This window comes from Azospirillum sp. INR13 (assembly GCF_015390205.1).
Taxonomy (GTDB): Bacteria; Pseudomonadota; Alphaproteobacteria; order Azospirillales; family Azospirillaceae; genus Azospirillum.
This window is the reverse complement of sequence record NZ_VUOI01000045.1, coordinates 1-25,658: the sequence shown is the minus strand read 5'-3', so window position 1 is coordinate 25,658 and position 25,658 is coordinate 1. Positions and strand designations below refer to the sequence as shown.

19 protein-coding genes and 2 pseudogenes are annotated in these 25,658 nt (G+C 67.2%); 13 read left to right on the top strand and 8 right to left on the bottom strand.

What is annotated here, in order from left to right; translation table 11 throughout:
* A partial coding sequence (locus F1643_RS20350) for a YitT family protein (protein ID WP_194915097.1) occupies positions 1-382 on the top strand: 382 nt, incomplete at its 5' end.
* 165 nt (positions 383-547) lie between these two features.
* Here F1643_RS20350 and F1643_RS20345 read toward each other — a convergent pair.
* Positions 548-1,021 (bottom strand): YchJ family protein, encoded by a 474-nt coding sequence (locus F1643_RS20345; protein ID WP_194915095.1) that lies wholly within the window; start codon positions 1,019-1,021, stop codon positions 548-550.
* Positions 1,022-1,055: 34 nt separating this feature from the next.
* Complete coding sequence (locus F1643_RS20340) at positions 1,056-1,697, bottom strand: TetR/AcrR family transcriptional regulator (RefSeq protein WP_194915093.1); 642 nt, start codon at positions 1,695-1,697, stop codon at positions 1,056-1,058.
* A gap of 90 nt (positions 1,698-1,787) precedes the next feature.
* On the opposite strand from F1643_RS20340, the pseudogene F1643_RS20330 reads away from it, so the two are divergent.
* A pseudogene (locus F1643_RS20330) lies at positions 1,788-5,924 on the top strand (efflux RND transporter permease subunit); the annotation flags it as partial.
* Positions 5,925-6,044: 120 nt separating this feature from the next.
* Here the strand turns inward: F1643_RS20330 and F1643_RS25155 are convergent.
* Positions 6,045-6,236, bottom strand: coding sequence for a type II toxin-antitoxin system HigA family antitoxin (locus F1643_RS25155; RefSeq protein WP_370540729.1), 192 nt, complete (start codon positions 6,234-6,236; stop codon positions 6,045-6,047).
* Between the two features lie 205 nt (positions 6,237-6,441).
* Positions 6,442-6,744, bottom strand: a complete 303-nt coding sequence (locus F1643_RS20325) for a type II toxin-antitoxin system HigB family toxin (protein WP_194915091.1) — start codon at positions 6,742-6,744, stop codon at positions 6,442-6,444.
* A 381-nt stretch (positions 6,745-7,125) separates the two neighbouring features.
* Between F1643_RS20325 and F1643_RS20320 the strand changes: the two are divergent.
* A pseudogene (locus F1643_RS20320) lies at positions 7,126-9,110 on the top strand (protein-L-isoaspartate(D-aspartate) O-methyltransferase).
* Positions 9,111-9,146: 36 nt separating this feature from the next.
* Here F1643_RS20320 and F1643_RS20315 read toward each other — a convergent pair.
* The 4 genes from F1643_RS20315 to F1643_RS20300 all read right to left on the bottom strand — a co-directional run bounded on the left by F1643_RS20315 (position 9,147) and on the right by F1643_RS20300 (position 14,210).
* A complete protein-coding gene (locus tag F1643_RS20315; RefSeq protein ID WP_194915089.1) occupies positions 9,147-10,619 on the bottom strand; it encodes a sodium:proton antiporter in 1,473 nt (490 codons plus the stop codon).
* A 113-nt stretch (positions 10,620-10,732) separates the two neighbouring features.
* Positions 10,733-11,110 carry a DUF1850 domain-containing protein gene (locus F1643_RS20310; RefSeq protein WP_194915080.1) on the bottom strand — a complete coding sequence of 126 codons (378 nt, stop codon included), beginning with the start codon at positions 11,108-11,110 and terminating at the stop codon, positions 10,733-10,735.
* A 1-nt stretch (position 11,111) separates the two neighbouring features.
* Positions 11,112-13,202 (bottom strand): TRAP transporter permease, encoded by a 2,091-nt coding sequence (locus F1643_RS20305; RefSeq protein WP_194915079.1) that lies wholly within the window; start codon positions 13,200-13,202, stop codon positions 11,112-11,114.
* 33 nt (positions 13,203-13,235) lie between these two features.
* Positions 13,236-14,210 (bottom strand): TAXI family TRAP transporter solute-binding subunit, encoded by a 975-nt coding sequence (locus F1643_RS20300; protein ID WP_194915078.1) that lies wholly within the window; start codon positions 14,208-14,210, stop codon positions 13,236-13,238.
* Positions 14,211-14,555: 345 nt separating this feature from the next.
* Between F1643_RS20300 and F1643_RS20295 the strand changes: the two genes are divergently transcribed.
* The 10 genes from F1643_RS20295 to F1643_RS20250 all read left to right on the top strand — a co-directional run.
* Positions 14,556-15,056 carry a (2Fe-2S)-binding protein gene (locus F1643_RS20295; RefSeq protein WP_194915077.1) on the top strand — a complete coding sequence of 167 codons (501 nt, stop codon included), beginning with the start codon at positions 14,556-14,558 and terminating at the stop codon, positions 15,054-15,056.
* 64 nt (positions 15,057-15,120) lie between these two features.
* On the top strand, positions 15,121-17,517 hold the full coding sequence (locus tag F1643_RS20290) for a xanthine dehydrogenase family protein molybdopterin-binding subunit (RefSeq protein WP_194915076.1): 2,397 nt from the start codon (positions 15,121-15,123) through the stop codon (positions 17,515-17,517).
* Positions 17,518-17,545: 28 nt separating this feature from the next.
* Positions 17,546-18,337 (top strand): xanthine dehydrogenase family protein subunit M, encoded by a 792-nt coding sequence (locus tag F1643_RS20285; protein ID WP_194915075.1) that lies wholly within the window; start codon positions 17,546-17,548, stop codon positions 18,335-18,337.
* Positions 18,338-18,525: 188 nt separating this feature from the next.
* Positions 18,526-19,449, top strand: a complete 924-nt coding sequence (locus F1643_RS20280; RefSeq protein ID WP_194915073.1) for a MoxR family ATPase — start codon at positions 18,526-18,528, stop codon at positions 19,447-19,449.
* Between the two features lie 7 nt (positions 19,450-19,456).
* Positions 19,457-20,674, top strand: a complete 1,218-nt coding sequence (locus F1643_RS20275; protein ID WP_194915072.1) for a VWA domain-containing protein — start codon at positions 19,457-19,459, stop codon at positions 20,672-20,674.
* Positions 20,671-21,000: an XdhC family protein gene (locus tag F1643_RS20270; protein WP_206692591.1), complete on the top strand. Its 330-nt coding sequence runs from the start codon at positions 20,671-20,673 to the stop codon at positions 20,998-21,000. Before F1643_RS20275 ends, F1643_RS20270 begins: the two co-directional genes overlap by 4 nt.
* On the top strand, positions 20,997-21,713 hold the full coding sequence (locus F1643_RS20265) for an XdhC family protein (protein WP_194915071.1): 717 nt from the start codon (positions 20,997-20,999) through the stop codon (positions 21,711-21,713). The genes F1643_RS20270 and F1643_RS20265 overlap by 4 nt, the downstream gene beginning before the upstream one ends.
* A gap of 2,136 nt (positions 21,714-23,849) precedes the next feature.
* A complete protein-coding gene (locus F1643_RS24120; protein ID WP_370540728.1) occupies positions 23,850-24,599 on the top strand; it encodes a sensor histidine kinase in 750 nt (249 codons plus the stop codon).
* A complete protein-coding gene (locus F1643_RS20255; RefSeq protein WP_194915070.1) occupies positions 24,600-24,959 on the top strand; it encodes a hypothetical protein in 360 nt (119 codons plus the stop codon).
* Positions 24,892-25,658: ABC transporter substrate-binding protein (locus F1643_RS20250; RefSeq protein ID WP_255543108.1), on the top strand; the 767-nt coding region annotated here is incomplete at its 3' end. The genes F1643_RS20255 and F1643_RS20250, both read left to right, overlap by 68 nt.

Sequence of the window (25,658 nt, the reverse complement as noted above, 5' to 3'; positions counted from 1 at the left end):
GTGGAAATTCACCGCGCGCACCTTCATCGCGGTGGGGCTGGTCACGATCTTCTCGCGCCTGACCGAGCAATGGGTGGGGTTTGCCCATCTGGACCCGGTCTACGCGACGGTGGTCGGCAGCGGACTGTGCGGCACCGGCCTCCTGATGCTGTTCCGGCACCGCACCGGGTTGGGCGGCGTCAACATCCTGGCGATCTACCTGCAGGAGAAGCACGGAATTCGCGCCGGCTATTTCCAGTTGGGCGTCGATCTGGCGATCCTGGCCGGCGCCTTCTTCGTGCTGGCGCCGGACCGGCTGCTGCTGTCGGTGGTGGGGGCGGCCATCGTCAACCTGACGCTGGCGATCAACCACAAGCCGGGGCGGTATTTGGGGATGAGCTGAGGTGTGTGGGCTCCGGGTGTCGGATCAGCGCCCGGAGTCTTTTCGGCCGTCATCCCCGCGAAGGCGGGGATCCAGGAGACTTCGCAATCAAGCGGCTGAGACGGATGGATTCCCGCCTTCGCGGGAATGACGGCCAAGAGAGTGATAGTCCGTAACTATCCCGTCTCAGCGCCCGCAGCAGGCCTTGTGCTTGCGTCCCGACCCGCAGGGGCAGGGATCGTTGCGGCCGACCTTCACCACGCGGCGCGGCGGGTCCTTGGGGTTCAGCACGCTGTCGACATAGAGCCAGCGGCCATCGACCCGGCGGAAGCGCGACCGTTCGTGCACCGGCCAGTCCTCCCCGTCGCGGCGGAATGTCAGGAAGAACTCGACCATGCCGTCGTCGCCGTTCTCCTCCGCCTTCATCACCGTCAGCGGCCCCCATTCGCACTCCTGCGCCACTCGGACCGCATCGTCACGGCTGAAGGCGGCGCGGGTTTCCGGGGCGCAGCTGCGCTCGATATGGTCGATGTCGTGGCGGACGAAAGCGGTGTAGCGTGACCGCATCAGCGCCTCGGCACTGGGGGCGGGCTCCCCCGCCAGGAGCGGGCCGCAGCAAAGGTCGAAGTCGCGGCCGGAACCGCAGGGGCAGGCGGACATGGACAGGCATTCCATTGCGAAAAATCGGAACCGGCTATCGTGTAGCAGGTGCCACGCCATGCAGGAACAGATCGATCGCTTTGTCGACGAAGGCGTAGCGCTCCTCCTCCGTCGGCTGGGGGCAGAGGCCCAGCACCAGCTGGCAGTATGAGCCTCCCTGCAATGCGGTCAGGAATTGCCGGGCAACGAACTCCGGATCGTCGGTCGCGATCACGCCGCGTTCGGCCAGCCGGGTGAACAGTGCGACGAAATTGGCGATGCCCTGCTCCGGTCCCGCCCGGAAATAGAGCTGTGCCGCCACCGGCATCCGCGTCGCCTCCCCCGCCACCGATTGGTGAACACGGATCGCCGCTTCCGACCAGATCAGATCGACGAAGCGGCGGCCGACCTGGACCAGGATCTCGCGCAGCGGTAGGCCGTCGAACATTTCCGGCGCGAATTTCAGCCCGCGCCGTTCGCATTCGGCGGAGATCACCGCCGTGTACAGCTCCTCCTTGGACGGGAAGCGGGTGTAGAGCGTGGTCTTCGATACGCGCGCCTGCTGGGCCACCTGATCCATCGAGGTCGCGGCGTAGCCAAGCTCCAGAAACACCTCCCGCGCGGCGGCAAGGATCTGTTCCGCCTTCGCATCATGGGAGGCGGACGGCTGAGACGCTTTTTGCTCCAATGACTGCACTGAACTGTACCGTTCACTCTTGACGTTGCTCGGATGCCGGAGTAGGACGGTAGCAGTACGATACAGTCCAGTCCAGTGGGGAGACGTGGTATGGCGCGATTCCGCGAAACACGGTTTGCGTCCGCCTTCATGGCGACCGCCGCCATGGTGACGGTGGCGGGGCTGCTGACCGGCTGCAACGAAACGCATTCCGCCTCCACCCCTGCGGAGGCGGAAGTCAGGCCGGTGCGAGTCGCCACGGTTGCCCTGGAACCGTTGGTCGACAGCGTGCGCTATCCGGCGGTGATCCGCCCGCGGGTGGAGGCCGATGTCGGCTTCCGCGTCGGCGGCAAGGTCACTGCCCGGCTGGTGGAGGTCGGCACCCGCATCGAACCCGGCATGCCGCTCGCCCGCCTCGACCCCACCGACCTTCAATTGCAGATCCGCGCCGCGCAGGCGCAGCTCGCCTCGGCTGAGGCCGACTCGGCCAACGCGCGCAGCGACTTCCAGCGCTATGCCAGCCTGCGCAACGGCGAATGGACGACGCGGCAGGAATACGACCGCCGCAAGACGACCCTCGACAAGGCCGAGTCCAAGGTGCGGGAGGTGGAGGCGCAACTGCGCATCCTGACCAACTCCGCTCAATATGCGACGCTGGTGGCGGACGAGGCCGGCATCGTCACCGCGACGCTGATCGAGCCGGGACAGGTGGTGGCATCCGGCCAGACCGCCCTGCGCGTCGCCCGGTTGGGGTCGCTGGAGGCGGTCGCCAACATTCCCGAACAGCAGGTGGGCGCCCTGCCCCGTCAGAAACTGTCGGTGGAGCTGTGGTCCCACCCCGGCCAGAGCATTGCCGGCAGCTTGGGCGAGGTTTCGCCCAGCGGCCGACGCCAGCACCCGCACCTTCCAGGCGAAGATCGCGCTGGCCGATCCGCCGCCGACGGTCCAGCTCGGCATGACCGCGACCGTCACCGCCGCCAGCGACCACGGGGCGCCGGTTGCCCGCCTGCCGCTCAGTGCATTGACCCAACGCGAGCAGAAGCCGGCGGTCTGGGTGCTGTCCGCTCCCGACGACCGACTGGAACTGCGCCCGGTCACCGTCGCCGCCTATGCCGGCGACCTCGCGCTGATCGGTGGCGGGCTGAAGGACGGCGAGCGTGTGGTGACCGCCGGCGTGCACAAGCTCGACGCCGGACAGAAGGTCCGCGTCTGGACGGAGCCGGCACGATGAACCACTCCCGCATGAACCTGTCGGCCTGGGCGCTGGCGCACCGCACGCTCGTGCTGTTCATGATGCTCGCCAGCGTGCTGGCCGGTGCGCTCGCCTACATGAATTTGGGCCGGGCGGAGGATCCGTCCTTCACCTTCAAGGTGATGGTGGTCCGCACCCAATGGCCGGGCGCCACCGCGCGCGAGGTGGAACAGTTCGTCACCGACCGCATCGAGAAGAAGTTGGAGGAGGTGCCCTATTACGACGTCTCCCGCAGCTATTCCAAGCCCGGCGAGTCGGTGGTCTTCGTCCAGTTGAAGGACTATACCCCGCCGAAGATGGTGGCCGACCTGTGGTATCAGGTCCGCAAGAAGATCGGCGACATTATCTATACGCTGCCCGACGGCGTGGTCGGTCCCTTCTTCAACGACGAGTTCGGTGACGTCTATTCCGCCATCTACGGCTTCATGGGCCAGGATTTCACGCCGGCCCAACTGAAGAAGGTGGCGGAACAGGCGCGCGCCCGCCTGCTTAAGCTGCCGGGCGTCGAGAAGATCGACCTGATCGCCCCGCAGGAGGAGCGCGTCTATGTCGAGATCTCCAGCCAGCGGCTGGCCAGCTTCGGCCTGCCGGTGGAGTCGGTGATCCAGGCGCTTCAGCGCGAGAACGCCATCGCCGCGTCGGGCGACGTCGATACCGGATCGCAGCGGGTCTATGTCCGCCTCGACCTCGGGCTCGACACCGCCGCTGCGGTGCGCGCGATCCCGGTGGAGAGCGGCGGCCGGCTGCTGACCATCGGCGACGTGGCGGAGGTCAAGCGCGGCTATGTCGAACCGCGCCGCTACACCCTGCGCTACAAGGGGCGCGACGCCATCGGGCTCGGCGTCGTCATGGCGAAGGGCGGCAACGTGCTGAAGCTGGGCGAGAAGCTCGACGCCGCGATGGAGAAGATCAAGGCGGAGCTTCCGGCAGGGCTGGAGGTGGCGCAGATCGCCGACCAGCCGACGGTGGTCGAGAACTCGGTCGGCGAGTTCATGAAGTCGCTGGCGGAAGCGCTGGGCATCGTCATCCTGGTCAGCCTCGTCAGCCTGGGCTGGCGCACCGGCATCGTGGTGGCGCTGGCCGTCCCGCTGGTGCTGGCGATGACGCTGGTGGCGATGCAGATCCTGCACATCGACCTGCAGCGAATCTCCCTGGGCGCCCTCATCATCGCGCTCGGCCTGCTGGTGGACGACGCCATCATCGCGGTCGAGATGATGGTGGTGAAGATGGAGCAGGGTTGGGACCGGCTGAAGGCCGGGGCCTTCGCCTACACCTCCACCGCCTTCCCGATGCTGAGCGGCACCGTCGTCACCGCCGCCGGCTTCGTCCCCGTCGGCTTCGCGGCGTCGGCGGCCGGCGAATACACCAACTCCATCTTCTGGGTGGTGGCGCTGTCGCTGATGCTGTCCTGGGTGGTGGCGGTGATCTTCACCCCCTATCTCGGCTGGCTCCTGCTGCCCAAGCCCAAGCATGTGGTGCCGGACGGGCACGAGCTGGACATCTACGACACCCGGACCTATCGCATCCTGCGCCGGATGATCGAGGCCTGCGTGCGTGCGCGCTGGCTCACCATCGGCGTGACGGTGGCGGCTTTCGTCACCGCGCTGGTCGGCTTCGGTCATGTGCAGCAGCAGTTCTTCCCGTCCGCCAGCCGGCCGGAACTGCTGATCGACATCCGCCTTGCCGAAGGCTCGTCGTTCGAAGCGACCGCCGCCGAGGTGAAGCGGATGGAAGCGGTGCTGGCCAAGGATCCGGACGTCGATTACTGGGTCGCCTACACCGGCGGCGGCTCCCCGCGCTTCTACCTGCCGCTCGACCAGCAGCTGGAGACCGCCAACTTCGCCCAGTTCATGGTGATGACCAAGGGGCTGGAGGAACGCGAGCACTTCATGCAGCGGCTGGAGCCGACGCTGGAATCCGACTTCCCCGCCGCCCGCGTCCGCATCAGCCGGCTGGAGAACGGCCCGCCGGTCGGCTATCCGGTGCAGTTCCGCGTCACCGGCGACGATCCTGCGACCATCCGCAAGATCGCCTATCAGGTGCGCGACACCATGCGCGGCCACCCCAACACCGCCAACGTCCATCTGGACTGGGACGAGCTGTCCAAGCGCGTCCGGCTGGAGGTCGACACCGCCAAGGCCCGCGCGCTCGGTGTGTCGAAGCAGGACCTGTCCAATGCCCTGCAACTGCTGTTGAACGGCATGTCGGTCACCCAGTACCGCGAGGGGACGGAACTGATCGGCGTCCTGCTGCGCACCACGCCGGAGGAACGGGCGGACCTGTCGCGCCTTGGCGAGCTGAACATCCGCACCAGCCGCGGCACCACCGTACCCTTGAGCCAGGTCGCCGCCGTCCGCTACGAACTGGAGGAGCCGGTGCTGTGGCGCCGGGGCCGCGAGACGACGATGACGATCAAGGGTGACGTGACCGGCGGCCTGCAGGCCCCGGTGGTCAGCACCCAGTTGAACGGGCAGCTGAACGCGCTCCGCGCCACCCTGCCGGACGGCTATGCCATCGCCATGGGCGGCGCCATCGAGGAAAGCGCAAAGGGGCAGGATTCGATCAACGCCATGATGCCGCTGATGCTGCTGATCATGGTGACCACGCTGATGCTGCAGCTGCAGAGTTTCTCGCGTGTGTTCCTGGTTCTGCTGACCGCGCCGCTGGGGCTGATCGGCGTCACCGCCTCGCTTCTGCTGTTCAACCTGCCCTTCGGCTTCGTCGCCATGCTGGGCGTCATCGCGCTGGCCGGCATCATCATGCGCAACTCGGTCATCCTGGTCGACCAGATCGAGCAGGACATCCGCAGTGGCCGGTCGCGCTGGGACAGCATCGTGGAGGCGACCGTGCGCCGCGCCCGCCCCATCGCGCTCACCGCCGCCGCGGCGATCCTCGCCATGATTCCGCTGACGCACAGCGTCTTCTGGGGCCCGATGGCGGTCGCCATCATGGGCGGTCTGGCGGGCGCCACCGTGCTGACGATCTTCTTCCTGCCGGCGCTCTACGCCGCCTGGTTCCGCGTGCCCCGGCCGGAAGCGGAAGAGGTGGAGGACACCGGGGTGAACGGTGCGCTGCCGAATCCGGCGCTGGGGATTGATGCAGGGGAGGATGCCGGTTCACTTCGGCATCTCTCCCGTGCGGAGAGTATAAGGCTTTATCAGGCTTTCTGCCGGAATGGCCCAAGCGGTGTGAAGCTTCCACGCCATCTCCACGGTCAGGCGGCGCTGCCGGTTGAGCACCTCGCTGGCGCGCGGACGGGACCCAAGCAGGCGTCCCAGATCCGACTGGGTGTAGCCGGCGGCGTCCATCCGTGCCTTGATCGCCTCGACAGGGTCGGGAACATCGATGGGCCAGCGCGTCGCCTCATAGGCATCGACCAGCGTGCCGAGAACCTCCAGCCGGTCATGGTCGGGCGTCCCCGGCTCCGCATCCCAAAGCCGTTCGATTTCTTCGACGGCCGCGGCGTGGTCGGCGTCCGAATGGATGGGTTTCAGGTCCATTTCTCCCGTCTCCTCAATATCGATCCACCGTGAGGGCATCGATGCGGTCATATTCGGCATGTGTTCCAATGAACTTCACGAAGGCGATGTTCGCTGTGAACTTGAACGCAGCGATCAAGCGATAGTTGCCGCCGCAAATCTCGAACCGAACACGCTCGCCGTTCAGTACCTTTGCCCTCGGATAGCTCTTCATCACGTCGTCCATACAGGTCCAGCCCGCCGCTTTGACCGTGCGAAACCACTCCTTGAGCGGTTGTTCCGTTTCCGGATGCCGTTCCCAGAAGATGGTCAGGGTGGAGCGTTTGATGACGTTCATGTTGCCTAGCCTACAGCGTTCCCATTCCGGGAACAACGGTGCCCTGCTCCCGCTATCGCCAAAATATCCCGCGCCAACGCTCAAGCTTGACCGTGGTCAAGGGACACCCCCGTGGCCCATGCGAGGGTGGCAGCACAATCGATCTCCCGATTGCATCATCACTGCTGATGATCCTCTTTCGTACTGTGACTTCGCGCCCGGCGGCATTGGCCTCCGGGTGCATTTTTTTGTTGCACCTTCTCCGGTTCGCACCGGTGCGGGGATGGAACGCCGCGGCTCGCAACCTGTTGGGCCATCGAACAGCAGATCGCCAATAGACGGTCGCCGCATTCCTGCCCCGGGGAGAAGACCGTGGCCAACGTCAATCGCCAGCGCCAGCGGATGGTCGACACCCAGATCGCCCGCCGCGGCATCCGCGCCGAACCCGTCCTCAACGCCATGCGTGCCGTCCCGCGCGAGCATTTCGTCGCGCCCGAGATGGTCGAGTTCGCCTATGAGGATTCGCCCCTGCCCATCGGGGAGGAGCAGACGATCTCGCAGCCCAGCGTCGTCGCCGCGATGATCGAGGCGGCGGAGGTCGGCGCAGACGACAGGGTGCTGGAGGTCGGGGCCGGCTCCGGCTATGTCGCGGCGCTGCTGGGCCACATCGCCCGCCAGGGCCGGGGTCGTGTCTTCGCGGTCGAACGGCACCCCAGCCTGGCCCAGTCGGCCCGGCGCCGGCTGCAGGATCTGGGATTCGGCGACGTGACGGTGCGCACCGGCGACGGGACGGAAGGCTGGCCGGAGGAAGCGCCCTTCGACGTCATCCTGGTGTCGGCCGGCGGGCCGGAAGTGCCGAAGGCCCTGATGGACCAGCTCGCCATCGGCGGACGGATGGTGATCCCGGTCGGCGCCCGCCGCGACCAGACGCTGGTGAAGGTCGTCCGCCACGGTGAGACGGAGTTCGAACGGGAGGAGCGGGACCGAGTGTCCTTCGTTCCGCTGATCGGCGCCCAGGGCTGGGCAGAGGACGGCACGCGGTCGGCCGGCAACCACGGTCCGGGACGGCGGCCGGGGGAGCCGCCCGCCACCCTGCCGGAGATGATCGCCGATGCCGCCGAACCCCTGCCGGACCTGGACAGCCCCGACTTCGGCCGGCTGTTCGACCGTTGGGGCGACCGCCGCGTCGTGCTGCTGGGCGAGGCGAGCCACGGCACCTCGGAGTTCCACCGCGCCCGCGCCGCCATCACGAAGAGACTGATCGAGCGGCACGGCTTCACCATCGTCGCCGTGGAGGCCGATTGGCCGGACGCCGCCGCGATCGACCGCTATGTCCGCCACCGCCCCGGCGGCCGGGCGGAGGAGGCGCCCTTCCAGCGCTTCCCCAGCTGGATGTGGCGGAACACCGACGTCGCCGCCTTCCTCGATTGGCTGCATGACCGCAACGGCAGCCAGCCGCCGGAGCGTCGCGCCGGATTCTACGGGCTGGACATGTATAACATGGGCGGTTCGATCGCCGCGGTGCTGGACTATCTCGACCGCGTCGATCCGGAGGCGGCGGCGGCGGCGCGCGAGCGCTACGGCTGCCTGACGCCCTGGCAACGTGATCCCGCCACCTATGGCCGCGCGGCGCTGTCCGGCGGCTTCCGCAAATGCGAGGCGGCGGTGATCGAGCAGTGCCGGGCCTTGCTGGAAAAGCGGCTGGATTATGCGGGGGAGGACGGCGACCGCTTCCTCGACGCCGCCCAGAACGCCCGCCTGATCGCTTCGGCGGAGCGCTATTACCGCATCATGTATTACGGCGGGGCGGACAGCTGGAACCTGCGCGACACCCATATGTTCGAAACGCTCGCCAACCTGCTGGAGGCCAAGGGGCCGGACGCGAAGGCGGTGGTCTGGGCCCACAATTCCCACATCGGGATGCCCGCCAGACCGACATGGGCATCACCCGCGACGAGCTGAACATCGGCCAGCTCTGCCGCGAGCGCTTCGGCGCGGAGGCGGCGCTGATCGGCTTCGGCACCCACAGCGGTACGGTTGCCGCGGCCACCGACTGGAACGGCGCCATGGAGGTGAAGCGGGTTCGGCCGTCACGCAGCGACAGCTATGAACGGCTCTGCCACGACGCGGGAGTGCCGCGCTTCCTGCTCGACCTTCAGGCGGAACGGAGCGGGGCGGTGCGCCGCGCCCTGCTGACGCCGCGGCTGGAACGCTTCATCGGCGTCATCTACCGGCCCGAGACGGAGTTGTGGAGCCACTATTCGGAAGCCACCCTGCCCGGCCAGTTCGACGCCTGGGTCTGGTTCGACGAGACGGCCGCCGTCACCCCGCTGGGGCCGGAGCACGCCCGGACGGACGTGCCCGACACCTATCCCTTCGGGGTGTGAGAACCGGAAGCGGCGGTGCGGACCGCCGCACCGGCGTCAGACGAAGAACACCAGCGTGGTCAGGCCCAGCAGCGGCACCAGGATGCCGAAGGACCAGGCGATATAGCCGAAGAAGCTGGGCATGGCGACGCCGCGCTCCTCAGCGATGGCCTTGACCATGAAGTTGGGGGCGTTGCCGATGTAGCTGTTGGCGCCCATGAACACCGCGCCGGCGGAGATCGCTGTCAGCGTCAACGACAGGTCCGTCATCAGAACCTTCGCATCGCCCCCGGCCGTGTTGAAGAAGATCAGGTAGGTCGGCGCGTTGTCGAGGAAGCTGGACAGGATGCCGGTGGCCCAGAAATAGGCGGCCGGGTTCGGCTTCCCACCCTCGTTCACCGCGGAGATGATGGCGCCCAGCGCGCCGTCGGTGCCGGCCTTCAGGATGGCGATGGCCGGGATGATGGTGAGGAAGATCGCGGCGAACAGCTTCGCCACCTCCAGGATCGGTCCCCAGGTGAAGCCGTTCATGCGGCGGCTCTGCTTGCTGGTCAGGGCCAGCGACAGGCCGGTGATGCCCAGCAGCAGCAGGTTCGACACGATGCTCTCCAGCGGCACCGTCACATGGTACAGCGTGACGCCGACCCCCGGATGCCAGACGCCGCTGAGCAGAACCGCGCCGACGATCGCCACCAGCAGCAGCAGGTTGACCGATCCTTCGATGCGGATCGGCTCCCGCTCGTGCACGCCTTCGATCAGCGGGTGCTTGCCGGGGTCACGGGTGTGCAGCACGACGTCGAGAACGAAATAGATCAGCAGCAGCAGGATCGACAGGAAGACCATCGGCGCGAACAGGTGGACCGTCGGCCAGAAGAAATCGACGCCCTTCAGGAAGCCCAGGAACAGGGGCGGGTCGCCCAGCGGCGTCAGCGATCCGCCGACATTCGACACCAGGAAGATGAAGAACACCATCGTGTGAACTTTATCGCGCCGGTGTTCGTTCGCACGCAGCATCGGGCGGATCAGCAGCATCGAGGCGCCGGTCGTACCCATCAGGCTCGCCAGAACAGTGCCGAGCGCCAGCCCGACCGTGTTGGCCAGCGGTGTCCCGACCAGCGATCCGGCCACCCGCACGCCGCCCGCCACCGTGAACAGCGCGGTCAGTAGAACGATGAAGGGGATATATTCGAGCAGGACCGTATGCAGCAGTTCGTAGGTCGCCAGTTCCGGCCCGAAGACCGAGGCGAAGGGCACGAGGAAGGCGAGAGCCCATAGGGCCGAGATCTTGCCGAAATGATGGTGCCACATCGCCGGCGCCAGCAGCGGGAACAGCGCAATCGACAGCAGGATACCGGCGAACGGCACCACCCAGACCGCACTCAGCATCCCTCCGTCCAGATGAGGCGCTCCACCATGGGCAACCTCCGCCGCCAGGGCACCATGCGTGCCCAGCAGCAGACCGCCGGCGGCCAGCGCCATGGCGAAGAAGGCTGGGAGAAAGGATGGGCGGCGGGAGGAGGAGTTGGTCATCGGTCCAAACGGCAGGCTGACGAAAGGACCGGGAGTATGCGTTCTGTCGGAACGTAAGCCAAGCCGGAAGGGGCACTACCATACTAATATTCGCGGAGTGACGCAGGAGTGCATCACCGGCAAGCCCGCATGACGACCGCTTGATCCGCAACCCCGGTCCAGCCCGACAGCGGCCGGCAATCGGAACCCGCGCACAGCCGGTGCTCGCCGGTGAAGCCGGAGGCCGCCAGCGCGACGCTCTCCTGCGGCGGCAGGCCGGGCACCCACGCCAGCCAGCCGTCGCCGGTCAGCCGGGCGTCCGGTCCCGGTTCCATTCCGGCGCCGGTCCCGCGGATGCGGGCCTCCACCGGGCGCAGCCGGCCGGAGTCCACCGACCAGCGCTCGCGCCATTCGGTCTTCTCGATGGAATGGGTCCAGGACAGGGTGAAATCCGTCCCCGGCAGCGACGCGAGAAGCGCGCCGCCGAGTGCGAACAGGCAGAGACCGGCCACCTCACAAGGCTGGTGCAGCCGCCGGGACACTGCGCCGGCGTCGGTACTGCCACAGCAGGAACAGGGCGGCCATGGCAAAGGCGATTTCGTCGGTGATCGGCAGTGCCACGACGAACAGGAAGGCGGTCGCCGCGGCAAAGATGCGGGCCGGCATCGGCAGGGTGGTCCAGAAGAAACCGATGGTGGCGGCCCCCCACAATGCGATGGCGATGCAGGCCTTGAAGACGATGTAGGCCACGGCGATCCAGTTCTCGCTCTGCAGGAGCAACGCCGGATCATACACCGCCATGAAGGGCACGACATAGCCGGCCATGGCGATGCGCGTGGCGATGAAGCCGATCTTCATGTGCCCGACCCGCGCGATGGAGGAGGCGGCGAGCGCCGCCAGCGCGACCGGCGGGGTCAGGTCGGCCATGATGCCGAAATAGAAGACGAACATGTGGCTGACGATCAGCGGCACGCCCATGGTCAGCAGCGCCGGGGCCGCGATCGATGCGGTGATGATGTAGTTGGCCGTGGTCGGAAGCCCCGTCCCCAGCACGATGCAGGTCACCATCGTCAGCACCAGCGCCGCCAGCAGGCTGCCGCCCGACAGGTTGACGATGGTGGTGGCGAAGCTGGAGGCAAGGCCGGTCAGCGTCATCATGCCGATCAGAACCCCGACCAGCGCGCAGGCGACGCCGACGCCAACGGCGTTCTTCGCACCGTCGGCGGTGGCATTCTCCACCAGCCGCAGCGTCTCCCGCCCGCCCTTGAGCATCAGGCAGGGGACGACCAGCAAGCCGACCATGGCGAAGGCCAGATGTTCCGTCCGCAGTCCCGTCCGCCACAGACCGGCGGCGACCAGACCCAGCAGCACCCAGAATCCGGCGCGCAGCGCGGTCGGGCCGATGGAGGTGACCAGGCTCATGCCCAGGATCAGGGCAATGGTGGCGGCGATGCCGATCACGCCGGCGAACAGCGGCGTGAAGCCGGAGAACAGCAGATAGACCAGGGCCGCCAGCGGCAGGATCAGATACCAGCCGTCCCGCAGGGCGAACAGTGCGCTGGGGCACTCCTCCCGCGGCAGGCCGACCAGATTGCGCTTGCCCGCCTCCAGATGCACCATCCAGAAGGCGCTGCCGAAATAGAGGATGGCGGGAATGGCGGCGGCGATGGCGACGTCGCTGTAGGGCACGCCGATGGTTTCCGCCATGATGAAGGCGGCGGCCCCCATCACCGGCGGCATCAGCTGGCCGCCCATGCTGGCCGTTGCCTCCACCGCGCCGGCGAAGGCGGGGCGATAGCCGAAGCGGGTCATCAGCGGGATGGTGAACTGCCCGGTGGTCAATACGTTGGCGACGCCCGACCCGTTGATCGTCCCCATGAAGCCTGACGAGAAGACCGCCACCTTGGCCGGACCGCCCTTGGAATGGCCGACGAGACCCAGCGAGACGTCGTTGAACAGCTTGATCATCCCGGCCCGCTCCAGGAAGGCGCCGAACAGGATGAACAGGAAGATGTAGGTGGCGGACACGAAGGTCGGCGTGCCGTAGATGCCCTCGGTCGACAGGAACAGCGTGTCGATCACCTGATCGAACCCATAGCCGCGATGGGCCATCCCGAAGGGAAGTTCCCGTCCGAACAGGGCGTAGGGAATGAACACGCCGCACAGGATCGGCAGCGCCAGCCCCATGATGCGCCGGGCCGCCTCGAAGACCAGGGCGACTGCGACGGCGCCGACGACGATGTCGGTGGCGTTCGGGTCGCCGGCCCGCTGGATCAGGTCGACTTCGAAGACGTAATGGTACAGGCCGATGGCGAATCCGGCGAGGCCGAGCAGCCAGTCGTACCAGGGCACCCGCCGGCGCGCGGCCTTGCTCGCGCCGAACAGGGTGAAGGTCATCAGGACCAGGAAGCCGACATGGACCGACCGCACCACCACGGTGGACAGCGGGTTGAAGGCGGCGGTCCAAATCTGGAAAGCGGAAAAGGCCACGGCGATGGCAAACACCGCCCGCCCGTCGAAGCCTTCGAAGGCGGCGACATGGGCGGGATTCTCCCGGTCTATCGCTTGGCGGGTTTGGGCATCCGCCTCGTTGTCATGAGTCATCAGTCTGCGTTCCCCGCGGCCTTCGCCCCCCCGTTACATCAGCCCCTTTTCCTTGAAGTACTTGATGGCGCCCGGATGCAGCGGCACCGGCGACTGGGTGGCGGTCTGGTCGAGCTTGATCTGCTTGGCGGCCACATGGGCGGCGGCCAGCGCGTCGAGATTCTCGAACAGGGTCTTGGTCATCGCATAGGCGGCGTCGTCCGACACGCCGGAATGGCTGACCAGCAGGTTGCGGACCGCGGCGGTCGGCACCGGCTCGCTCTGGCCCGGATAGGTGCCGGCCGGGATCGTCTCGGTGATGTAGGCGGCGTCGCCGACCTTCTGCACCAGATCGGCGGGAATGCTGACGATGGTGATCTCCTGCGAGGCCGACAGGTCCTTGATCGCCGCCACGCCGAGGCCGGCGGAGATCAGCGTCGCGTCCAGCTGCCGGTTCTTGATCAGATCCACCGATTCGCCGAAGGGCAGATACTCGGTCTTGGCGAAGTCCTTGTAGGCGAGCCCTGCGGCGCCGAAGATGGCACGCGCGTTCAGCTCCGTCCCCGACTTCGGCGCGCCGACCGACACGCGCTTGCCCTTCAGGTCGGCCAGAGTCTTGATGCCGGAGTCCTTGGCAGCGACCACCTGGATGTAGTTGGGATAGATGGCGGCGATGGTGCGCAGCTTCTCCAGCTTCTGCTTGAAGCCGACCTCCTCGTTGCCCTTCCAGGCGTCGCTCAGCGAATCGCCGAGCGTGAAGCCGATCTCGCCGCGGCCGGCCTGCAGCAGGTTCAGGTTCTCCACCGACGCCTTGGTCGCCTGCGCCGTCACCTTGGCCCCCGGCAGCGCCTTGCCGTACACGTTCGACAGCGCCACGCCGAGCGGATAATAGACCCCGCTGGTGCCGCCGGTCAGCACGGTGATGAAGGTCTCCGCCTTGGCCGGCAGAGCGGCCAGGCCGAGGCTGACGCCAAGGCCGGCGGCCGTGCACAGGGCCAGAACATGACGTTTCACGGACGGGCGATTCATAGCGGCTCTCCCCATTATCGTTGCTGCACCCGGATCGTTGCCGGGCGGATTCATTTGCATGCCCATATGCCACGGGCTGCCCCAACCCACTGTAACGCGGCATAAAATTGCGCGCCAGTACGTACAATCCGACATATCGACCGTTGACAGGCCATTCTTTCGGCCAAGGCACGCACAGGCTTCTTGACCTCGACGGCCAGTCACCCCCTATCCTTGTGGCGGAAGACGCCGGCCGAAGCGGACACCACCATGGCTCCGGCCCAAAGCGCGTCACACGACGGTAACAAGTCCCAACTGCACGCCAAACGACTGCAAGCCAGACTTCAGCCAGCGGGAGGAAATCCGATGTCCTGTACCGTTTCGATGACCGTCAACGGCAAGACGGTCTCGCGCGAGGTGGAGGAGCGCACCCTGCTCGTCGCCTTCCTGCGCGAGCATCTCGGCCTGACGGGCACCCATGTCGGCTGCGACACCAGCCAGTGCGGCGCTTGCGTCGTCCATGTCGACGGCCGGTCGGTGAAGTCCTGCACCACGCTGGCCGTCCAGGCCAACGGCACGGAGGTCACGACGATCGAAGGGCTGGCGGCGGCCGACGGCACGCTGCACCCGATGCAGGCTGCCTTCCGCGAGCATCACGGGCTGCAGTGCGGCTTCTGCACGCCGGGCATGGTGATGAGCGCGGTCGATCTGGTCCGCGACAACCCGAACCCGACCGAGGCCGAGATCCGCGAGGGGCTGGAGGGCAACATCTGCCGGTGCACCGGCTATCACAACATCGTCAAGGCGGTGAAGGCGGGGGCCGACGCGATGGCGGGCGCGCAACCGGCGCCGGTCGCGGCCGAATAAGGGCGAAAAGTCCAAAAGCCAAGTATCTCCGCATCTTACGCGTTCCTGTGGGAGGAAACACGAGATGGCGAACCCCAATGGCATCGGCGCCTCGGTGCGCCGGCGCGAAGACCAGCGCTTTCTGACCGGCCGCGGCAACTACACGGATGATTTCAAGCGCCCGAACATGACCCATGCGGTCCATGTGCGCTCCCCCTACGCCCATGCCCGCATCCTGGGCATCGACTTCACGGACGCGGCAGCGATGCCGGGCGTGGTCGCCGTGCTGACCGGGGCCGACATGGAGGCCGACAAGGTCGGCAGCCTGCCCTGCGGCTGGCAGATCCACTCCAAGGACGGCTCGCCGATGAAGGAGCCGCCGCATTATCCGCTGGCGCGCGACCGCGTGCGCTATGTCGGCGACGCGGTTGCGGTGGTCATCGCCGAGACCCGCGAACAGGCGCGCGATGCCGCCGAGATGGTGGTGGTCGATTACGAGGAACTGCCGGCGGTGGGCTCCTCCACCCGTGCCATTGCCGGCGGCGCGCCGCTGGTCCATGACGATGCGCCGGACAATGTCTGCTACGACTGGCATCTCGGCGATCAGGCGGCGGTGGACGCGGCCTTCGCCAACGCCGCCCATGTCGCCAAGATCGATCTGGTCAACCAGCGCCTGGTGCCGAACGCGATGGAGCCGCGGGCGGCGATGGGCGAGTACGACCAGTCGACCGGCGAATACACGCTGACCACCACCAGCCAGAACCCGCACGTCACCCGCCTGCTGATGGGCGCCTTCGTGCTGGGCATTCCGGAGCACAAGTTGCGGGTGGTGGCCCCCGACGTCGGCGGCGGATTCGGGTCGAAGATCTTCCATTACGGCGAGGAGGCCGTCGTCACCTGGGCGGCGCGCAAGGTCGGCCGGCCGGTGAAATGGACCGCCGACCGGTCGGAGAGCTTCCTGACCGACGCCCATGGCCGCGACCATGTCAGCCATGCCGAGCTGGCGATGGACGCCGACGGCAACTTCCTGGCGCTGCGCGTCTCGACGCTGGCCAATCTCGGCGCCTATCTGTCCACCTTCGCGCCGTCGATCCCGACCTACCTCTACGCCACCCTGCTCGCCGGCCAGTACAAGACCCCGGCGATCTATGCCGAGGTGAAGGCGGTCTTCACCAACACATCCCCCGTCGACGCCTATCGCGGCGCCGGCCGGCCGGAGGCCTGCTATCTGATCGAACGGCTGGTCGATGTCGCCGCCGGCGTGATGGGCATGGACAGGACCGAGATCCGCCGTCGCAACTTCGTGCCGAAGGAGGCGATGCCCTACCAGACACCGGTGGCATTGCAGTACGACACCGGCGACTTCGCCAAGAACCTGGACATCGCCCTGCCACTGGTCGACTACCCCGGCTTCCAGCAGCGCCGCGCCGAATCGAAGGCACGCGGCAAGCTGCGCGGCATCGGATTCGCGACATACATCGAAGCCTGCGGCATTGCGCCAAGCAATGTCGCCGGTGCGCTCGGTGCTCGCGCAGGACTTTATGAATGCGCGGAAGTCCGTTTCCATCCAACGGGTTCGGTCACGGTCTTCACCGGTTCTCACAGCCACGGCCAGGGCCATGAGACCACCTTCGCCCAGATCGTGGCGGAGCGGTTCGGCATCCCGATCGAGAATGTCGAGATCGTCCACGGCGACACCAACAAGATCCCCTTCGGCATGGGCACCTACGGCTCGCGCTCGCTCGCGGTCGGCGGATCGGCCCTGGTGAAGGCGATGGACAAGGTGGAGCGCAAGGCGAAGAAGATCGCCGCCCATATGCTTGAGGCCGCCGAGACCGACATCGAGGTGAAGGACGGTCGTTTCACCGTCGCCGGCACCGACAAGAGCCTGGGCATCGGCGACATCGCCCTGCAGGCCTACGTCCCGCACAACTTCCCGCTCGACGAGCTGGAGCCGGGGCTGGACGAGCAGGCCTTCTACGATCCGAAGAACTTCACCTACCCCAACGGCTGCCATGTCTGCGAGCTGGAGATCGACCCCGACACCGGCGTCACCACCATCGTCAGCTTCGCCGCGGTGGACGATTTCGGCAACGTCATCAACCCGCTGATCGTCGAGGGGCAGGTGCATGGCGGCCTCGTCCAGGGCATTGGCCAGGCGCTGTACGAGAACTGCGTCTATGACGAGGAGTCGGGGCAGCTCGTCACCGGCTCCTACATGGACTATTGCATGCCGCGGGCGGACGATGTCCCATCCTTCACCGTGCGCTATCACGAGGACCAGCCCTGCACCCACAACCCGCTGGGCGTGAAGGGCTGCGGCGAGGCCGGGACCATCGGTGCCGCCGCCGCCGTGATGAACGCGGTGGTGGACGCGCTGTCGGAGTACGGCGTCACCCACATGGACATGCCGGCGACGCCGGAGAAGGTCTGGCGGACCATCCGCGACGCTGCGCCCGCCCCTGCCATGGCGGCGGAATAAGACGGCCGAAGAAGAAGGAGGCTAGAGAATGTACGCGTTCACGTACCAACGGCCGACATCGCTTGCCGACGCGGCGACCGCCATCCAGGCGGAAGAGGCCAAGCTGCTGGGCGGCGGCCAGACCCTGCTGCCGACGCTGAAACAGCGCCTCGCCCGCCCGACCGACCTGATCGACCTCGGCGCCATTCCCGAGCTGAAGGGCATCCGCGAGGCGGATGGCGGGCTGGAGATCGGCGCCTTCACCCGCCATGCGGAGGTGGCCCATTCCGACCTCGTCAAGCGGGTAATCCCGGCGCTGGCCAGCCTCGCCGAGGGCATCGGCGACCGGCAGGTCCGCAACATGGGCACGATGGGCGGCTCCATCGCCAACGCCGACCCGTCGGCCGACTATCCGTCGGCGGTGGTGGCGCTCAAGGCGACGGTGACCACCGACCGCCGCAGCATCGCCGGCGACGACTTCTTCACCGGCATGTTCGAAACCGCGCTGGAACCGGGCGAGATCGTCAAGTCGGTGCGCTTCTCCCGTCCCGACAAGGCGGCCTACGCCAAGTTCCGCAACCCGGCCAGCCGCTACGCCATCGTCGGCGTGTTCGTGGCCCGGTTCGGTGCGGAGGTCCGGGTGGCGGTGACCGGTGCCGCCGGCTCCGTCTTCCGTGCCGAAGCATTCGAGACGGCGCTTGCCGCCGACTTCCGGGCCGACGCGCTGAACGGGTTGTCGGTGGACGCCGACGGCCTGAACGCCGACATCCACGCCAGCGCCGACTACCGCGCCCACCTCGTCACCGTGATGGCGAAGCGCGCGGTCGAAGCGGCGGGGTGATTTAGCTCCCTCTCCCGCCCCGGGAGAGGAAGGGGCCCGCCGCGAAGCGGTGGGAAGGGTGAGGGGTGCTCCAAGGAGCCATGCGGTTCGGGATGCTTGCCTCACCCCTCACCCTCCCCACCTTCGGTGGGTCCCCTCCCTCTCCCGGGACGGGAGAGGGCATTTGTTGTCCATCTCCAAGGCCGTCCATGACCACCCCCCTCCCCGCCTCCGTCGACGACACGCTGGCGCTTCTCACCCGCGGCAATTACGTCGCGGACCGTTCGCTGGCGACCGCGCTGTTCCTGGCGCTGAAGCTGAAGCGCCCGCTGTTCCTGGAGGGCGAGGCGGGCGTCGGCAAGACGGAGATCGCCAAGGTCCTGTCGGCGACGCTCGGACGCAAGCTGCTGCGGCTGCAATGCTATGAGGGGCTGGATGCCTCGTCCGCCGTCTACGAGTGGAACTATGCCCGCCAGATGATGGAAATCCGGCTGGCCGAGGCGTCGGGCGGGCAGGACCGCGAATCCCTCGCCTCCGACCTGTTTTCCGAACGCTTCCTGGTCAAGCGCCCGCTGCTGCAGGCGCTGGAGCCGGACCTCGCCGGGCCGCCGGTGCTGCTGATCGACGAGTTGGACCGCACCGACGAGCCGTTCGAGGCCTATCTGCTGGAGATCCTGTCCGACTATCAGGTCTCGATCCCGGAGTTCGGCACGGTCCATGCGCCGGAACCGCCCATCGTCATCCTGACCTCCAACCGCACGCGCGAGATCCACGACGCGCTGAAACGGCGCTGCTTCTACCACTGGGTCGATTATCCCGGCGCCGCGCGGGAGCGGGAGATCGTCGCGGTCAAGGCACCGCAGGCCGACGCCCGGCTGTCTGCCCAAGTGGTGGGCTTCGTCCAGACCCTGCGTGGCATGGACCTCTACAAGGCGCCGGGCGTGGCGGAGACGCTGGACTGGGCGCAGGCGCTGGTCGAACTGAACCAGCTGGAGCTTGAGCCCTCCGTCATCAACGACACGCTGGGCACGCTGCTGAAATACCAGGACGACATCGCCCGCATCCAGGGCAGCGAGGCGGCGCGCATCCTGACCCAGGTCAAGACCGAACTGGCCGCCACCACCGCGCGTTGAGGCCGCCATGACGGACGACGCGCCGGCCGGCCGCCTCACCCTCAACCTGATGCATTTCGCCCGCGCGCTGCGTGCCGCCGGCCTGCCGGTCGGGCCGGGCAAGGTGCTGCAGGCGGTCGAGGCGGTCGAGGCGGTCGGCCTGTCCAACCGCACCGACTTCTATTGGGCGCTGCACGCCATCTTCGTGAACCGCCACGACCAGAGCGAACTGTTCGATCAGGCCTTCCATGTCTTCTGGCGCAATCCTGACATCCTGAAGAAGATGATGTCGATGATGCTGCCGAAGGTGCGGACGGAGGCGCCGCCTGACCGGCAGGAAATGTCCCAGCGCCTCGCCGAGGCCCTGCACGGCAGCGGCGCCGAACAGGAGGAGCCGGAAAAGACGGAGATCGAGGTGGACGCCTCCTTCACCGTATCGGCCGCCGAACGGCTGCAGGACAAGGATTTCGAGAAGATGACGGGGGAGGAGATGGCGCAGGCCAAACGCCTGCTGACCCGTCTCGCCCTGCCGCTGGCGGAGGTCACGACCCGCCGCTACCGTTCCGACCCGATGGGGCCGCGCGTCGATCCGCGCGCCACCCTGCGGCGGATGCTGCGCAGCGGCGGCGACCTGTCGGACCTTGCCCGCAAGCGCCGCCGTACCCGGCCGCCGCCGCTGGTGGTGCTGTGCGACATTTCCGGCTCGATGACCCGCTATTCGCGGATGCTGCTGCATTTCATGCATGCGGTCACCAACGACCGCGACCGGGTTTACAGCTTCGTCTTCGGCACGCGGCTGACCAACATCACCCGCCATCTGCGGCACAAGGATGTGGACGTGGCGCTGGACGCGGTGTCGGGCGCGGTCGCCGACTGGTCCGGCGGGACGCGCATCGGCACTGCGCTGCACGCCTTCAACCGGACCTGGGCGCGGCGGGTGCTGGGCCAGGGCGCCGTCGTGCTTCTCATTACCGACGGGCTGGACAGGGATGCAGGGGAAGGGCTTGCGGCAGAGGCCGAACGGTTGCACAAAAGCTGTCGGCGGCTCGTCTGGCTGAATCCATTGCTGCGCTGGGAAGGCTTCGCGCCGAAGTCCTCGGGCATCCGGGCGCTGCTGCCGCATGTGGACGATTTTCTTGCGGCCCACAGCCTGAACAGCCTCGCGGATCTGGCCGGTGTCCTGTCGACCCATGGTCCGCGTCGTAGCCCGGGCTTGCGCCGCTGGTTGAAGGAGGCGGCGGGATGAACGACACCCTGATGGCGGACAACATCGTGGAGCAGGCGGCCGCTTGGCGCGCCGCCGGCCGCAGGGTGGCCCTGGCGACCGTCGTGTCGACCTGGGGCTCTTCGCCGCGGCCGGTCGGCAGCCAGATGGCGGTCGACGACCACGGGTCGATGGCGGGTTCCGTGTCCGGCGGCTGCATCGAAGGCGCCGTGGCGCATGAGGCCGCCAAGACCATGGAGGACGGCGAACCGCGCGTGCTGTCCTTCGGCATCACCAACGAAATGGCCTGGGAAGTCGGGCTGGCCTGCGGCGGGCAGGTACAGGTCTATATCGAGGCCGTGGAATGAAACGCGAGATTCTGGACCGGCTGCTTGCGGCGAAGGCCGCCGCAATCCCGGCCGCGCTGGTGACCGACCTCAACAGCGGTCTGCAAACCCTTGTCTTCGAAGACACCATCCATGGCGGTTTCGGGCTGGAACCCGACCTGCTGGACGAGGTGCGCCGACGCATCCGCCAGGACCGTTCCGGCCTGCTGGTCGATCCTCAGGACGAGGACGGCTTCCGCCTGTTCGTGCATGTCCACAACCCGGCCATGCGGCTGCTGATCGTCGGCGCGGTGCACATCGCCCAGGCGCTGGCCCCGGTGGCGGCGCTGACCGGGTACGACGTGACGGTGATCGACCCGCGCGGTGCCTTCGCGACCGAGGCGCGCTTCCCCGGCGTCAAGCTGAACCACCTGTGGCCGGACGAGGCCTTGGCGGAGCTGAAGCCCGACGTCCGCACCGCGGTGGTCACGCTGACCCACGACCCCAAGCTGGACGATCCGGCGCTGATCGCCGCCCTGCGCTCCCCCGCCTTCTATGTCGGCGCGCTGGGCAGCAAGCGCACCCACGCGCTGCGTCTGGACCGCCTGCGCGACGAGGGGCTGAGCGAGGCCGAGGTCAAGCGGATCCGCGGCCCCGTCGGCCTGTCCATCGGCGCCGTCACCCCGGCCGAGATCGCCATATCGATCATGGGACAGATCACCTGCGTGCGCCGCGGAGAGAACCACCCCTGCTGATCGGGGACCACGGGCGGGCGCGATGGCGACCTGCCCGCGTTACCGCTTCCGCCCGTTCATCTTTACCCCTTTGCCCCCGCCTGTTGCTCTGATATGGCACCAGTGATCCTGTGTGCGGAGCGTTCGTGGCGGACCGCCGGTCATCCTCTTCGTTACCCCGGCTTCCCGCCGGGACAGCCCTGCGCGCCGATGACTGCGGCGGGGCGCGCATGAGGATTCGCTCGCGCATCGCGATTGTGGGGGGCGTCCCGGTGGCGGTGGCCGCGGTGATCGCCGTCACCGGGGGGCTGCTGCTGGACCGCAGCGAACGGGTTTACGAGGCGGCGGTGCTTGCCGGGTCCGTCTATCGCGACGTGCTGGCGGCGACGGCGGCACGGATCGATTATCTCCAGGTCGCTCCCACCGATCGCGCCGGCCGTGTCGCCCGGTTCGAAGCATTGTCGGCCTCGGCCGATGCCGAACTGCGGCAGTTGAACACATCGGGATCGGCCGCCGACCACCGCCTTGAGGTGGAGCGCGCCACCGCGGTGCTGGAGCGCTACGTCCGCCAGATGCGCGCCTTCATCGAAGTGACGGGCGCCAATGATGCGGCCGTCGCCGATATGGGCCGGCATGCCGCCAGCCTGATGACGCTGACCGATCGTGCCCGAAAGCGCCAGCACGCCGCCAATGTGGATTCGCTCGGCTCGCTGACGGAAGCGGACCAGCGCCTGCGCGACAGCCGCGACGTGGTCGACGGGGCCCATGAACTGCGCGAGGCGATGCTGGCCCTGCAACGGGCGGAGGCGCAGCATGTCGCGGCACTGGCCTTCGGAGCCGGTGTCTTCGGCACCGGGCGACCGCTGACCGCCGCGGATTTCCGCATCGCCACCGACAAGCTGACTGACACCGCCGGCCGGCTCCAGGCGGCGCTGCGCCGCACCGATCCGTTGGCCGACCGCTATCCGGCGACGGAAACCTCGGGCCGCTATGCCGCAGTGGTTGCCGACCTGCAGTCCGCCGTGCAGGCGCTGCACGAGACGCGGGCGGAGCGCGACGCGGCGCTGAACCGGTTCGAATCGGCGTTACACGCGGCGGCCGGCTTCGGCGAAGACGGCAGGTCGGGCGCCGGCCTTGGGGAACGGATGCTGGCGGAGCAGGTCATCCGGACCCTGCCGGTGGTGCGGGCGCTGGTCCTGACCGGCACCTTGAACCAACAGCCGGACGTGACCTTCCTATCCACCCTCCTGCCATCGGTCCGCCCGGCACTGGACGGGTTGCATGAGGTGCAGGCGCGCTCCACCGCTGCGCAGCGGAGGCTTGCCGACGCCCAGCATGCCAGCGCCGAAGCCGCCTCCGCCATCGAGGCGCTGACCGCCCGAATCCTGATGGTGAAAGCGACCGGATACACCGCGCTCCAGGAAGAGGTGGTGCAGCTGATCGCCTATGCCATCCAGGCCAACGATACGGAGCAGGAAACCCAGAATATCGCCATCGTCGCCTTGCGCCTGGGGCGGCGGGCGGCCGACGCGGTGGCGGTGCGCGACGCGGAGGAAGCCGACCGCATCGTCGACGATGCCGGCGAGCTTCTGGAGACGGTGCATGGACTTCCGATGTCGCCACTGCTGCAGGACGAGGTGCTGTCGGCAATCCGCAGCTGGCGCGACAGCCTCAGACGGACCGCGGAGGGCCTGCGCCGGCTGAACCAGCTGCTGATCACCATGGACCGCGACGCGGGGGCCCTGGTGGAGACCGCCCGCCAGCTGGACGAGACCTTCCGCGACGAGGCGGGCCCGCATCGGCGACCTGCTGAGCCGTATCCTGATCATCGGGGCGACCATCGGCCTGCTGCTGGGCGGTGGTGCGGCGGTCGTGGTCGCGCGCTCCATCAGCAGGCCGGTCTTGCGGCTGCAACGGCAGATGACCCGGCTGGCCGAGGATCCGCTGGCCGGCCCGATCGACGGTACGCGCCGTCAGGACGAGTTCGGCACGATGGCGCGCGCCGCCGCCTTCTTCATCCGCGAAATCGGTCTGCGGGAACTGGCGGCCCGCGAGGCGAAAGAGCGTGCCGACCGCGCGTTGGAGGACCTGCGCCGCACCCAGGCCGATCTGATCCAGGCGGAGAAGATGGCCTCTCTCGGCGCCCTGGTCGCCGGCGTGGCGCACGAGATCAATACGCCGCTCGGCAATGCCCTGATGGGGGCCACCCATCTGCAGGACCGGTTGGAGTCGATCGGGCGCCTGGTTCGAGAGGGAAAGCTGCGCCGTAGCGACTTCACCGATTTCCAGGAAACGGCGGAGGAATTGGCACGGCTGATGGTGCTGAACCTGCGCCAGGCCGGCGAACTGGTGCAGAGCTTCAAGCAGGTCGCCGCCGACCAGACCAGCGGCGAAGGGCGGCGCTTCGAATTGAAACCCTATCTGGAGGATCTGGCGACCAGTCTCAGCCCGTCCTGGCGCCGCGCGGGGCACGCACTGCGGGTCGAGTGCCCAGATGGCATCGAGATCAACGGCTATCCCGGCGCCCTGGCTCAGGTCCTGACCAATCTCGTGATGAACTCCCTCATCCATGGATATCAGGACGGACAGCAGGGGCACCTTCTGATCGCTGCCTGCGCGCCGAGCCCGGAGTTGGTGGAACTGGTCTATACCGATAACGGCAAGGGCATTCCGCCGGCCGATCTGGGACGGGTGTTCGATCCGTTCTTCACCACCCGCCGCGGAACCGGCAGCACAGGGCTTGGGCTGCACATTGTTTACAATCTTGTGGCGAATAGACTGGGTGGAAAGGTTGTAGTGGAGAGCCGTCCCAGCCAGGGCGTACGCTTCACCATTCGCTTTCCACGACGACTTGCTACTGATAACGTCTCCCTTGCGATGGAAGCACAATCCGTGCAGGAGCAGTAAATGCCTTTGCCGCCGAAGACGTTCTCGAAGAGGCTTGCGAAGGGGCTGTCTGTTCTCGTCGTACTTGCGGGAACGTCCGGCGCTGCGCAGGCCGACAAGTCACTTGTCTACTGTACGGAAGGAAATCCGCAGAGCTTCAACGCGCAGGTGTCCACCTCCGGCACCAGTGTGAACGCGGCCAGCCCCCTGTTCAACAATCTGGTGGAATTCGGCCGCGGCACGCAGATCATCACACCGGCTCTTGCCGAATCCTATACGGTTTTCCGACGATGGTCTGGTCTACGATTTCCGTTTGCGCCGGAACGTCCGGTTTCATTCCAACGAGCATTTTACGCCCAGCCGGACGCTCAATGCCGATGACGTGCTGTTCTCGTTCGAGCGGCAATGGAAGAGCGATCATCCCTATCACACTGTCGGCCCGGCAACCTACGATTACTTCCGTGGCATGGGGCTGCCGACCCTGTTGAAGTCGGTGGAGAAGCTGGACGACCACACGGTTCGCATCACGCTGAACCGGCCGGAAGCTCCGTTCCTGGCCGATCTCGCCATGCCGTTCCTGTCGATCCAGTCGGCGGAATATGCCGACAGCCTGATGAAGGCGAAGCGGCCGGACCTGTTCGACGAGGCGCCCATCGGCACGGGACCGTTCCGTCTTGTGTCGTACCAGCGCGATCTCGCCATCCCGCTACAAGGCGTTCGACGGCTATTGGCAGGGGCGCCAGCCTCTGGACAACCTGATCTACTCGATCACCCCGAACATCGCCGTGCGCCTGAACAAGCTGCGGTCCGGCGAGTGTCACGTGATGATCTTCCGAACCCGGCGGAGTTGGGAAAGATCGAAAAGGACCCCAATCTGGTCATCGAGCAGCAGGATGGGAAGAATGTCGCCTATATGGCGCTCAACACAGGCAAGCCGCCGCTCGACGATGTGCGGGTGCGGCGTGCCGTGACCCCTGGCGATCGACAAGCGCACGTTGGTCGATGCCGTCTACCAGAATGGAGGGCGGCCGGCAAAGAACCCGATCCCGCCCGGCATGTGGTCCTACGACGACAGCATCG